The sequence below is a fragment of the Candidatus Omnitrophota bacterium genome, from assembly GCA_023819145.1.
In the GTDB taxonomy this organism is placed as follows: domain Bacteria; phylum Omnitrophota; class Gorgyraeia; order DTHP01; family DTHP01; genus JBFWKV01.
In genome coordinates this window covers 1-11,946 of the sequence record JAMWCW010000002.1, presented here as the reverse complement: position 1 = coordinate 11,946, position 11,946 = coordinate 1, and the positions used below count along the sequence as shown (strand labels likewise).

The 11,946-nt window shown below is 35.8% G+C and carries 23 protein-coding genes; all 23 read left to right on the top strand.

Features of this window, described 5'->3' with window-relative positions; all coding sequences use genetic code 11:
- Positions 1-40 precede the first annotated feature (40 nt).
- Positions 41-358 (top strand): helix-turn-helix domain-containing protein, encoded by a 318-nt coding sequence (locus NC818_01035; protein MCM8783352.1) that lies wholly within the window; start codon positions 41-43, stop codon positions 356-358.
- A 23-nt stretch (positions 359-381) separates the two neighbouring features.
- Entirely contained in the window at positions 382-1,125 is a 744-nt protein-coding gene (gene larB, locus NC818_01030; protein MCM8783351.1) for a nickel pincer cofactor biosynthesis protein LarB, read from the top strand.
- A 46-nt stretch (positions 1,126-1,171) separates the two neighbouring features.
- Positions 1,172-1,573: an Rrf2 family transcriptional regulator gene (locus NC818_01025; GenBank protein MCM8783350.1), complete on the top strand. Its 402-nt coding sequence runs from the start codon at positions 1,172-1,174 to the stop codon at positions 1,571-1,573.
- Positions 1,574-1,585: 12 nt separating this feature from the next.
- Positions 1,586-1,807 (top strand): NifU family protein, encoded by a 222-nt coding sequence (locus NC818_01020; protein ID MCM8783349.1) that lies wholly within the window; start codon positions 1,586-1,588, stop codon positions 1,805-1,807.
- Positions 1,808-1,822: 15 nt separating this feature from the next.
- Positions 1,823-2,542 (top strand): ATP-binding cassette domain-containing protein, encoded by a 720-nt coding sequence (locus tag NC818_01015; GenBank protein MCM8783348.1) that lies wholly within the window; start codon positions 1,823-1,825, stop codon positions 2,540-2,542.
- The gene (locus tag NC818_01010; protein MCM8783347.1) at positions 2,523-3,626 is read left to right on the top strand and encodes a SufD family Fe-S cluster assembly protein; all 1,104 of its coding nucleotides are present in this window, start codon (positions 2,523-2,525) and stop codon (positions 3,624-3,626) included. The genes NC818_01015 and NC818_01010 overlap by 20 nt, the downstream gene beginning before the upstream one ends.
- 4 nt (positions 3,627-3,630) lie before the next feature.
- Positions 3,631-4,341 carry an FAD-dependent oxidoreductase gene (locus tag NC818_01005; GenBank protein MCM8783346.1) on the top strand — a complete coding sequence of 237 codons (711 nt, stop codon included), beginning with the start codon at positions 3,631-3,633 and terminating at the stop codon, positions 4,339-4,341.
- Between the two features lie 247 nt (positions 4,342-4,588).
- Positions 4,589-5,776, top strand: coding sequence for a flavodoxin domain-containing protein (locus NC818_01000; GenBank protein MCM8783345.1), 1,188 nt, complete (start codon positions 4,589-4,591; stop codon positions 5,774-5,776).
- Positions 5,777-5,791: 15 nt separating this feature from the next.
- Positions 5,792-5,992, top strand: coding sequence for a 4Fe-4S binding protein (locus NC818_00995; protein MCM8783344.1), 201 nt, complete (start codon positions 5,792-5,794; stop codon positions 5,990-5,992).
- Positions 5,993-6,007: 15 nt separating this feature from the next.
- Positions 6,008-6,484: a ferritin family protein gene (locus tag NC818_00990; GenBank protein ID MCM8783343.1), complete on the top strand. Its 477-nt coding sequence runs from the start codon at positions 6,008-6,010 to the stop codon at positions 6,482-6,484.
- On the top strand, positions 6,485-6,643 hold the full coding sequence (locus tag NC818_00985) for a rubredoxin (protein MCM8783342.1): 159 nt from the start codon (positions 6,485-6,487) through the stop codon (positions 6,641-6,643).
- Between the two features lie 16 nt (positions 6,644-6,659).
- The gene (locus NC818_00980; protein MCM8783341.1) at positions 6,660-6,818 is read left to right on the top strand and encodes a hypothetical protein; all 159 of its coding nucleotides are present in this window, start codon (positions 6,660-6,662) and stop codon (positions 6,816-6,818) included.
- Between the two features lie 38 nt (positions 6,819-6,856).
- On the top strand, positions 6,857-7,297 hold the full coding sequence (locus NC818_00975; GenBank protein MCM8783340.1) for a desulfoferrodoxin: 441 nt from the start codon (positions 6,857-6,859) through the stop codon (positions 7,295-7,297).
- 1 nt (position 7,298) lies between these two features.
- A complete protein-coding gene (locus tag NC818_00970; protein MCM8783339.1) occupies positions 7,299-7,760 on the top strand; it encodes a pyridoxamine 5'-phosphate oxidase family protein in 462 nt (153 codons plus the stop codon).
- A 14-nt stretch (positions 7,761-7,774) separates the two neighbouring features.
- Positions 7,775-8,011 carry a glutaredoxin family protein gene (locus NC818_00965; protein MCM8783338.1) on the top strand — a complete coding sequence of 79 codons (237 nt, stop codon included), beginning with the start codon at positions 7,775-7,777 and terminating at the stop codon, positions 8,009-8,011.
- 10 nt (positions 8,012-8,021) lie between these two features.
- Positions 8,022-8,930, top strand: coding sequence for an FAD-dependent oxidoreductase (locus NC818_00960; GenBank protein MCM8783337.1), 909 nt, complete (start codon positions 8,022-8,024; stop codon positions 8,928-8,930).
- 162 nt (positions 8,931-9,092) lie between these two features.
- Positions 9,093-9,416, top strand: coding sequence for a metalloregulator ArsR/SmtB family transcription factor (locus NC818_00955; protein MCM8783336.1), 324 nt, complete (start codon positions 9,093-9,095; stop codon positions 9,414-9,416).
- 13 nt (positions 9,417-9,429) lie between these two features.
- Positions 9,430-10,473, top strand: a complete 1,044-nt coding sequence (locus NC818_00950) for a permease (protein ID MCM8783335.1) — start codon at positions 9,430-9,432, stop codon at positions 10,471-10,473.
- A 136-nt stretch (positions 10,474-10,609) separates the two neighbouring features.
- Positions 10,610-10,846 (top strand): thioredoxin family protein, encoded by a 237-nt coding sequence (locus NC818_00945; protein ID MCM8783334.1) that lies wholly within the window; start codon positions 10,610-10,612, stop codon positions 10,844-10,846.
- Positions 10,847-10,859: 13 nt separating this feature from the next.
- Entirely contained in the window at positions 10,860-11,057 is a 198-nt protein-coding gene (locus tag NC818_00940; protein ID MCM8783333.1) for a zinc ribbon domain-containing protein, read from the top strand.
- 9 nt (positions 11,058-11,066) lie between these two features.
- The gene (locus tag NC818_00935) at positions 11,067-11,312 is read left to right on the top strand and encodes a hypothetical protein (protein MCM8783332.1); all 246 of its coding nucleotides are present in this window, start codon (positions 11,067-11,069) and stop codon (positions 11,310-11,312) included.
- Complete coding sequence (locus NC818_00930; GenBank protein MCM8783331.1) at positions 11,309-11,674, top strand: hypothetical protein; 366 nt, start codon at positions 11,309-11,311, stop codon at positions 11,672-11,674. The genes NC818_00935 and NC818_00930 overlap by 4 nt, the downstream gene beginning before the upstream one ends.
- 25 nt (positions 11,675-11,699) lie before the next feature.
- The coding region (locus NC818_00925; protein ID MCM8783330.1) for a hypothetical protein at positions 11,700-11,946 on the top strand (247 nt) is incomplete at its 3' end.

The following is an 11,946-nucleotide window of genomic DNA, read 5'->3' as shown; positions in this document are numbered from 1 at the left end:
AAAGCAAGGATTTGTAAATCAGTAGATTAAATTTCTAAAAATGGAAAAATTCATTACCCTGACGGAAACCGCAAAGATTTTAGGTATCAAAGAAGATGAAGTAAATAAATTGGCAGAAGAAGGTAAAATTATTGCCTATCGTATTGGGGGAAATTTTTTGCGTTTCAAACTTAAAGATATTGAAGAGTATAAAAGAAAAAACATCACTTCTTCTCTTCTGGAAAAGAAAAATAAGATGAGAGAATATTCTAAATACTCCTGGAAAGAAATAGTTTATGATTTTTTCTATTACTATGACTTCTACATTATTATTATACTTCTAATCATCCTTCTTTTGATAATTATTTTCAAATTTTAGACATTTTACCAGGTACCGAATAGTTGAAAAATACGATAAAAGAAATCTATAAAAGAATAAAAAATAAGGAAATTAGTTTAGAGGAATTTTCCAATTATCTTAAAAACCTTCCCTTCCGGAACCTTGAATTTACTAAAATCGACACACACCGTGCTTTGCGTAAAGGTTTTTCTGAAGTTATCTATGCTCCCAGTAAGACGATAGAACAACTTCTAATTATTATTAACGATTTTCTGCAAAGAAAAGAAAATTTGATTATTACGAAATTAAAACCAAATTACTTTAAAAGAATTTCTAAAATTTATCCCCAATTGAAATACAACCTTATAGCCAGAATTTGTTACTACAGTCCTTGTTCCGTTAAGTTGAAAGGAAAAGTAGCTATTGTGACTGGAGGAAGTGGAGATATTCCTGTGGCCGAGGAAGCAAGCACCACTTTGGAAGTGATGGGATCAAAAGTTATAAAGATATATGATGTAGGGGTAGCAGGAGTTCATCGTCTACTGGATAATATAGGAGTTATACAAAAGGCAAGGGTAATAATTGTGGTAGCAGGGATGGAAGGCGCTCTTGCGTCTTTAGTAAGCGGTTTGGTAAAACAACCAGTAATTGCCGTTCCCACCAGCATAGGCTACGGAGCAAATTTTAAAGGGATTGCTCCTTTACTTACCATGTTAAATTCCTGTAGTCCAGGGGTAGCGGTAGTCAATATTGATAATGGTTTTGGAGCGGGATACCTTGCCCACTTAATAAACACTTTGTCCTGATACGATTTTTCTTGACAAAAAGATACTTATTTAGTATCATTTATTTATGAGTTTAATAAATCGCGATGCTGATTATGCAATATGTGCGATTTCCTGGATAGCTAAGCAGGGGAATAAAAAAGAAGTTATCTCTGCAGGTGCGATTCATAAAAATCTTAAAATTTCTAAACCATTTTTAAGAAAGATACTGCAGATACTTGTTAAAAATAAAATTCTTAAATCTGTCAAAGGTAGAAAAGGGGGATTTAAATTAGCACTTTTTTCAGAAAAAATATTTCTCATGCGCATTATAGAAACATTTCAAGGGAGATTAGAAATTTCTAAATGTTTTTTAGACACGGATGTCTGCCCGCGCATTAAAAATTGCAAACTTAGGAGAAAATTGCATAGAATCAAAAGATATATTCAGGGCCAACTTGAAGCTATAACCATAAAGGATTTGTTATAGAATGGAGGAAAAATGAGAGAAAAGGTGGAAAAAGTAATTGAGGAAATTAGGCCCATGCTTCAGGCTGACGGTGGGGACATTAAACTTCTGGAAATAACTCCCGAGGGAATAGTGAAAGTGCGTCTTACCGGTGCCTGCGGAGCATGTCCGATGAGTCAAGTGACTTTAAAGATGGGGGTAGAGAAGTATTTAAGAGATAAGATCCCGGAGATTAAAGAAGTCATTACAGAATAACTTAAGGTGGAGAATATGTTGGAAGTAAAGAATCTTTCGGTTAAGATAGGGGATAAGTTGGTAATTAAAGATTTAAGTTTAGAGGTTCGCGAAGGAGAGATAATGGTACTCTTCGGTCCCAATGGTAGCGGGAAAACTACGCTAGTAAAGACAATTATGGGGTTTGAAGGCTACAATATAGAAAAGGGAGAAATAGTCTTTAAAGGAAAGAGAATAAACGGACTCCCGATGGAAGAAAGGGTAAAATTGGGTATCGGAATTATGCATCAACATCCTGCAAAAATAAGAGGGGTAAAATTGCATCAAATCGCCAAATTTCTCTGTGGAGATGAAGGAAAAGTTAAGAAACTGATGGAAACACTTTCTCTTACAGAACATATAAATAGAGACCTAAACATTGGATTTTCTGGGGGAGAAATGAAAAGAGCAGAACTTCTACAAATCGTTCTCCAAGAGCCTCATTTTTTACTTATGGATGAGCCAGAATCAGGAGTAGACATGGAGAACATTGCGATAATGGGGAAGATTATGAATGATTATTTCAAAAACAAAGATAAATCTGCATTGATTATCACCCATACCGGATACATCTTAGAATACTTATCCGCAAATAAAGGCTGTGTGATGATCGATGGTAAACTTTGGTGTATGGGAGAACCCAAGGAAATTTTTGAGAGTATTAAGAAAATGGGTTATTTAAAATGTAAGGAGTGTCATGAGCCACAGAGAATTTAACGAAATATTAGAATCCGAGCATAAAACTTCTGTTTCTTCAGCGGGGATAGATTTAGAGGAAAAAACACGTTCCGCAAGTTTTTTCCAAGAAGATAGCATTATAAAATTATACCGGAGTAAAATTAAAGGAGTTGAAATCTTAGGGATAGAAGAGGCCCTAAATGAATATCCCCAAGCAAGGAAATACTTTGGAAGCAATTTTAAATTATTAAATAAAGAATATCCTGAAGATACCCAGGGAGGTTATTATATAAGAGTAGAAAAAAATACTATCGTTGATTTACCTATCCAGGCGTGCCTTTTTCTGAAGACTTCACGATTCAAACAGAAGGTGCACAATATAGTTATCGTGGAAGAAGGAGCAAGGGCTTACATTATCACCGGCTGTGCTTCTTCAAAATCTGCAAATGATGGTTTTCATCTAGGTATCTCTGAATTTTTCGTCAAAAAAGGAGGATATTTAAATTTTACGATGGTCCATTCCTGGAAGGAGGATACTTCTGTGCGTCCTATGACTACCGTTTTGGTGGAAGAAAATGCTACTTTTGTTTCTAACTATATCTGTCTTAAACCGGTAAAAGATATCGTGATGTATCCTACAGCAATATTGGAAGGAAATGATTCAAAAGTAAGTTTTAATTCCCTGATACTTTCTCATCCGGGCTCTTTCCAGGACATTGGTTCGCGGGCAATTCTTAAAGGGGAAAATACACAAGCAGAGATTATTTCCCGTGGGGTAAGTTTGGGAGGTAAAATTATTGCCAGAGCGCATCTTAAAGCAGAGAACAAAAACATAAAAGCCCATTTAGAATGTCGGGGATTAATTCTTTCGGAAAAAGGAACTATATTTGCCATACCTGAGATGGAATCGGATTTTCGTGATGTAGACATGTCCCACGAAGCCGCGATAGGGAAAATAAATAAGGATGAGATAGAATATCTCTGTTCACGTGGTTTTAGTCAGGAAGAAGCACAGGCAATCATCGTCAGGGGTTTTATGGATGTAGAGATGCTGGGATTGCCCAATGCACTTAAGAAGGAGATAGAGGAACTTGAGGATAAGAATTTGAAAGGGAGCTTTTAGGACTATGATAGAAGAATTGAGTATAACATTAATTGAGGTAATAAAAAGAACCCAAACCATTAAAAGTTTTAGATTTATTCCAGAAAGAAAGATTGATTTTATTGCTGGTCAATTTTTACAAGTTTTATTTGACGAAAATAATAAAAATAATAAAGACCTAAACAAATATCTTTCTTTTTCTTCATCTCCTACTAAAGAATACATTGAATTTACAAAGAGATTAAGCGAAAGTCAATTTTCGCAGAGACTGCGGGAATTTAAATTGGGGAGTCACCTTCGCGTTAAAGCGCCCTTAGGAAATTGCGTCTTCAAAGAAGATTATAAAAAAATCGGTTTTCTTATTGGGGGAATAGGAATTACACCGGTTATCTCTATGATTGAATATATTGTTGATAAAAATTTAGCTACCGATGTAGCCTTATTATATTCAAATCGCAGTAAAGAAGAAACTGCTTTCTATGAAGAATTGGATTATTGGCAAAGTTCAAATAAAAGTATAAAGGTGTTTTTTATTGTAGATAGTATCACGGAGGACAAAAAGTTTATTTTGGGGAGGGTAGACAAAGAAACAATCCCGAAGTTTATCCCCGATTTTAAAGAAAGGATGATTTTTACTTTTGGACCTCCTAAGATGGTAGAAGCAATGAAAAGTCTGTGTTTGGAGCTGGGAGCAAACTCGGAAAATATAAAAATGGAAATGTTTATGGGGTATTAGAATGATAATCGGTTGCCCAGGAGCAAAAGGAATTAAACAACCCGAACCCAAAGTAGTCAAATGTATGTGCTGTGAAACAGAGTTAGAAATTTGGACCGACGAAATAAAAACAACCTGTTTAAATTGTAAAACAGAGGTTTTCTATCCACAAAATAACTCAAGTTGTCTAAATTGGTGCAGATACGCAAAAGATTGTGTGGGTGTAGAAAAATACCAGAAGTATTTTAGTGAGAGATAAGGAGATTTAATGAAAACAATAGAGCTTAAGAAAGATATTTATTGGGTGGGAGTAATTGACTGGAATATCAGGAATTTTCATGGGCACACTTATACCACAAAAAGGGGAACCACCTATAATGCATACTTAATCCTTGATGAAAAAATTGCTCTTGTGGATACAGTAATGGGAATATTTGCACCAGAGATGATTGAAAAGATAAAAGAAATTACTCCTTTAGAAAAAATAGACTACATCATTGCCAACCATGTAGAAACAGACCATTCTGGAGCGCTTCCGGGGATATTAAAATTCTGCCCTAAAGCAAAAGTATTAGGAACACTTAAATGTAAAGAAGGGCTGTGGCGAAATTTTTATATAGATATGGATTTCCAGGTGGTTAAAACTGGAGATGTATTAAACTTGGGGAAAAGGAGTTTGAGATTTATTGAGGCACCTATGATTCATTGGCCAGATAGTATGTTTACTTATTGTCCGGAAGAAGAGTTGCTTCTACCCAACGATGCCTTTGGACAACACTATGCCACCAGCGAACGTTTTGATGACGAGGTAGAACAATCGGAACTTATGGAAGAAGCAAAGAAATATTATGCCAATATACTCTGGCCATTGAGTCAGGTAATCTTAAAGAAAATAAAGGAGGTTCAAAAGTCAAACATTTCTATAAAAATGATTGCTCCCAGTCACGGAATAATCTGGCGGAAAGACCCATTAAAAATAATCAATGCCTATCTCTCTTGGGCAAAAAATGATACTCAGAGAAAAATAGTAATTGTTTATGAAACAATGTGGGGAGCAACCGAGAATATGGCAAGAGAGATTGCCGAAGGGATAATTTCAGAAGGAGTAAGTGTGAAGCTTTTTGATAGTACCCAAGTAGATAGAACTGATGTGGTTTCAGAAATGCTTGATGCTAAAGGTTTTATTTTTGGTTCTTCTACTCACGATAATGATATGCTTCCTACGCTTGCCGGATTTTTAACATTTCTTAGGGGCTTAAAACCCAAAAATAGAATCGCATCAGTATTTGGCTCTTATGGCTGGGCAGGAGGAGCAGTAAAGGAAATTGAAAATTTGCTCAAAGAAACAGGGATAGGATTAGTGCAGCCTTCGTTAGAGATTAAATATTTACCGAACCAAGAAGAATTAAAAAAATGTTTTGAATTTGGTAAAAATTTTACCAAAAGTTTAACCTGAAGAAAGGAGGAATGGATGGAGAAAAAATTACCTAAAATTTTAAGCGAGTACTGTATTGGCTGTGGACATTGTGTTTTAGCCTGCCATCCTGGTGCATTAAAACTGGTAAACAAAAAAGCAACTTTGGTTAATCCTGAGGTTTGTGATAGCGAAGCACGATGCGTATCAGCTTGTCCTCAAAAGGCAATACCGCATTTAGAAATGCGGAAGTATTAAGAAGGAGGATTTAAGATGGCTAATATTTTTGGAGCATCAGAAGTATTTGAATTTGCCATAAGAATTGAGGAAAACGGCGAAACTTTTTATCGGGAGGTTTCCCAAAAAATTAAACAAAAAGAGCTCAAAAGTTTATTCAATTTTCTTGCTGATGAAGAAACAAAACACCGTAGTATCTTTAAAGAAATGCTTTCGCAAATAGAAAATTACCAACCTCCTGAGAGTTACCCTGGAGAGTACTTTGCTTATTTAAAAGCTTATGCGGATGAACATATTTTTACGAAAGATAAAAAAGGTTCACTTATGGCAAAAAGAATAAAAACCGCAAAGGAAGCAATAGAGTTTGCTATCGGCATAGAATTAGACTCAATTCTGTATTATCTTGAAGCAAAGAATTTAGTTCCTGAATATCAAAAGCGTGCCATAGATAAAATAATTGAAGAAGAAAGGTCCCATTATCTGAGACTACACAGAATAAAGAAAGGAGCATAAATGGATAAATACAAATGCACCGTATGTGGTTATATATACGAACCAGAAAAAGGAGACTCTGAGAATGGAGTCTCTCCGGGAACCGCCTTTTCTGAATTACCCAAAGACTGGGTTTGTCCTGAATGCGGAGTAGGCAAAGATATGTTTGAAAAAATTTAAAAGAAAGGAGGAGAAGATGGCAAAGAAATGCGGGGTAAAGAAAACCGTTGGTTCTAAAAAAAAGGTTCAATATGTGTGTGAACTTTGTGGGTTGGTAATTACGGTAGATAATCCTTGCAGTTGTGATGCTTGCGATGTCATTTGCTGTGGTGAGGCAATGAAACCCAAGAAGTAACAGAAAATTTCACCAACAAAAGCTAAAAGGAGAGAGAAATGAATACGTTTATTTGTAAACGGTGTGGCTATATTGCTTTTAAAGATGTTCCGGATAAATGTCCCGTTTGTCATGCTCCTAAAGAAGATTTTGAATTAAAAACCGATGCCATTAAAAAACCACAGAACCCTAACAATCTAAGTGAGCTTGAAAAGAAACACATTCCCGTAATTGAAATTAAAAAACAGTGCGGTTTGTTAGGTCCTGGCTGTGCGGATGCGCATATAAAAGTAGGGGAAATCACACATCCGATGGAGGCAAAACACTTTATTGTTTATATTGATATTTACCACGATTACAATTTTATTGCTCGTTATCACTTAAGTCCGGAAAAGTTAAATCCGGCAGTAGGAATACATCTTAAGATTACTGAAGGGAAAATTATCGCTTTAGAGTATTGTAATCTCCACGGGCGCTGGATGGCGGAAAAAGAAATATAAATTGAAAACCATTCCTTCGGAAATAATTAACTTTTTAACCAATCAAGGATTTGTTGTCTTATCAACAGTTGATAACCAAGGATTTCCTCACAGTTCCTGTAAAGGAATTATAAAGATTGAAGAAAAAGGTAAAATCTTTCTTCTCGACCTCTATCACGGAAAAACTTACGAGAACCTAAAGATAAATCCCTATGTAAGCGTTACGGTTGTTGATGAACACAAATTCAAAGGTTACTCCTTAAAAGGCAAAGGGGAAATAGTTAAGATAACTAATGCCAATAAGAAATTACTTAAAAATTGGGAAGACCTCATCTCCCGCAGATTGGTCCGGCGTCTACTAAAAAATATTAAGGGAGAAAAAGGACACTCTGCTCATCCTGAGGCGCATCTACCTTCCCCCAAGTATCTTATAGAAATAAAGGTAGAAGAAATAGTGGATTTAAAACCAGCACATATAAAATAAAAGGAGAGAGTATTATGGCCAAATCAGTAAAGATTTATTCCACTCCTACCTGTCCTTTTTGTATCCGGGCGAAACAGTTTTTAAAAGAAAACAACATCTCTTTTGAAGACATTGATGTTTCGCGTAATCCCCAAGCAGTTGAGGAAATGGTCAGAAAGAGTGGACAGATGGGAGTTCCCGTTTTGGATATAGACGGGGAAATTATCATTGGTTTTGATAAAGAAAAAATAAAATCTGTTTTAGGTTTATAATATGTATGATATGTATGAATTGATTATCATTGGTGCCGGTCCATCGGGAATAACTGCTTCTGTATATGCGGCAAGAAAAAGGCTTAACTTCATTGTGCTTACTAAAGATATCGGTGGGCAGTCTGCCTGGAGTGGAGAAATAGAAAATTACACCGGTTACCAATTTATAACCGGTCCGGAATTGGCGCAGAAGTTCGAGGAACATGTAAGGAAATACAATGTAGAAATCAGGGAAGGAGAGGAAGTAATTAGAGTTAAAAGGGATAATGATGGTATTGAGGTTGTTTCTAACAAAGGAGTATATAAAGCAAAAACAGTAATTATTTCCTCCGGTAAACGTTCCCGCGAACTGAATGTTCCCGGAGAAAAGGAGTTTAAAAATCGCGGTTTAACTTACTGTGCTACCTGCGACGGTCTAATTTTTTCGGAAAAAAAAGTTGCAGTAATCGGTGGAGGAAATTCCGCCTTGGATGCGGGTCTGCAAATGGCGCGCATTGCCCAGAAGATTTATTTAGTAAATATTTCTTCTCAGATTACCGGAGACAAAATAATGCTTGAGAAACTGATGAAATATAATAATGTGGAAATTCTAAATAATAGACAGGTGCTGGCAATCCTTGGAGAAAAAATGGTTAAGGGAATAAAGATAAAGGATTTGTCTCTTGGGAAAGAAGATATTTTGGGAGTAGAAGGGGTTTTTGTAGAAATTGGTTTAATTCCTAATTCAGAATTTGCTTTGGATGTAGAAAAAAACCAATTTGGAGAAATAAAGGTCAATTGTTTAAACGAAACAAATATTCCGGGAATTTTTTCAGCTGGTGATGTTACTAATATTCCTGAAAAACAAATCATCATTGCTTCCGGAGAAGGAGCTAAAGCTTGCCTAAGTGCTTTTAGATATCTCTCCACCCAGAAATAAAACCACTCTTCGTATTATTTGCTGAAAATTTGTGTTATTCTTTATCCAGTGAAGATATTTTCCCTTGACAATTTTTCTTATTTTTGTTATTATGCAAATAAATGCATATAAACTTATTGTATTCGTAAAGCATAATCTAAAACCATAATACCCATAATAGAATTGATAAATAAATCTGGTTCTAAATTGTTAGCTAATTATTTACAAGCACTTGCGCATCCTCTACGAGTAGAGATCCTTGAGATTTTAAAAGATAAAAACCGCCTCTGTGTTTGTGAATTAGTACGTATTTTGAAAAGAGACCAATCTATAATTTCCCGACATCTCAATACGCTTAGACAAGCAGGAATTCTGGATTACAAGGAGGAAGGGACTCGCTCTTTGCATAGTGTAAAGAACAAGGAAATATACAAAATACTTGATAAAGTAAAAACAATTTTACGCAAAGAGATAAAACAGCATAAGGAGCTTCTCAAGGCTATATAGGAGGAATTCTTAAATGATTGTGGAATTGTTTTTCTCAGGAATTTTGGCTTTGAAAGATTATATTTTTCATCATACGTTGACCTGTCTTATCCCTGCTTTCTTATTGGCAGGAGGAATGGTTAGTTTCTTTAACAAACAGGCAATTTTATCCTATTTAGGAGAAAAAACTTCTAAATTAAAATCTTTTTCTTTAGCAACAGTTTTCAGTTTCTTTATTGCTTCTTGCTCCTGCACAGTTTTACCAGTGGGAAGTGGACTATATTTCGCAGGCGCAGGAATTGGTCCGGCTTTTATTATTCTGTGGGTTGCACCTTCTACTAATGTTTTATCTTTACTCTTTACCGGTAGTATCTTAGGTTTTAAAATGGCAACATCAAGGATTATTGCCTCGCTTTTTATGGCGTTTTTAGTAGGGTGGGTGATGACCGGATTTTTTGGGAAAGAGAAAAGAAAAGACATCCAAGATGTTTCTGTTCAGAAGCAAAAACTGATTACTAAAAAACATGCCATATTTTTAGTTTTGATTTTTCTTTCCATAATTTTGCCTAATTACATTGCCCGAGGAAGAAATTATGCTCTTAATGTTTTAGTCTGGTCAATCTTAACCACAATTTGGTTAATCTATGCTTTAAGCACTTTAACTAAAGAAGAGACAAAAAATTGGCTCAAAGAAGCTTGGTGGTTTATGAGGATGATTGTACCCATTCTTCTTTTAGGTGTATTTATTGTGGGAATAATTGGTAAATTGCTACCTAAGGAATTTGTTTCTAAGTGGGTAGGTGGCAATTCGGTTCTGGCCAGTTTTCTAACAACCATCTCCGGCCAACTGATGTATTTTGGGACATTAACCGAATCTCCCTTTATTGATACGATGTTGAAATTGGGAATGGGACGTGGTCCTGCATTGGCATTTTTGTTGACTGGTCCAGGGATGAGCTTGCCTAATATGCTTGCAATTGCAAGACTCTTTGGGATTAGAAAAGCAATGGTTTACATTTTGCTTATTATGGGGTTAGGAACATTTATAGGCTGGTTTTTTGGGAATTTTGTTTTTTAATGAAAGTCTTTTAATGTAATGTGTCAATATTGTGGTAATACAGGACTCTGTTATATTCTATTTAGTTTTATAGGATTAATGACGTTTAGTAAAATAAAATCTTGGTTAACTGTTTTTTTTAAAAGGAGGGGTACAAATGAAAATTGAAATTGTTGGTCCGGGTTGCCCGCGCTGTATAGCGACTGAAAAGAATGTAAAAGAAGCGGTAAAACAGTTAGGCATTCAAGCCGAAATTTCTAAAGTTACTGATATGGCAGAATTCTCCAAAAAAGGTGTTATGTTTACGCCCGCGGTAATTGTGGATGGCGAGGTTAAGATTTCTGGCAAGATTCCTACTGTAGAAGAAGTAAAAGAAATTATTTCTAAGAGATAAAAGGAGGTAGTCCATGCCTCTTTATGAATATGAATGCCAGGACTGCAAAGAGAGATTTGTTGTTTTAATCCGCAAATCTGAAGATGAAAATAGCGTAGTTTGTTCTAAGTGTGCAAGCAAAAGGATAAAAAGGCTTTTATCTACTTTTTCCGCCTCTAAATCGAATAGTGGAGATTCCGGTCCGAGTTGTCCCTGCGCCGGTTCCTGTTAATAATTTATAATGAAAGAAAAGATAATCGTAAGTTTAAACCAAAAGGAACAGATTGGATTGGAACGAATAATCATTGATGGAGACGAAAAACAGGCCTTGGCATTTTTAAGGGAGGTGGTGAAAAAGAATGTAGACAAAGCAAGCGCGGAAGGATGCAAGCCGGTTTTTGAATGGAGGACAAAAGAACTGCGGATGTTAACTGAATTGAAAGAAAAGGCAAAAAACAAAAATTCTAAAAAGGAGGAAATAAAATGACGCAAGGGAAAAAACCTAGATTTCTAATGTGTATCTGCACCGGTCAGTGCCCGGGGTTTGCCAGTTTAAATCTCTGGGAATTGATTAATTATGTGCGGGGCGAGTTAGATGTAGAATACGCCATCGTTCATCCTCAGCTTTGCGTTGATGATGGCGACAGGTTTATTCACGATTATATAAAACCAGATGTAAAATATGTGATTGGTGCCTGTGATCCCAAGATGCAGAGAAAGATGTTTAAAGACGCTTTTGCTGATGCCGGTGGAAATTATGATGAACAGGTTATTTCTTTAGATTTAAGGAATATGTCTACTCAGGATGCGATGAATAAAGTAAAAGAGGCAATAGAATGTTTAAAATAATTTAAAATAAAAGGAGTGTGCGCCCATGCAACGCGATAGGTCAACATATACAGGTCTACCCCGCAGAGAAATAGATTGGTTTCCTAGGATAGACCAGGAAAAATGTAAGCCAGAAGAATGCAATTTTCACTGTGTTAAGTTCTGTCCTTTTGGGGTATTTTCACATAAGGGCAATGGCGTAGTTGAGGTTTTCAAGCCCTATGAATGTAATGTAGGAGACGAATCCTGTAAATTTCAGTGTCCGTTTGATGCCATAAGTTTTCCGACAAGGG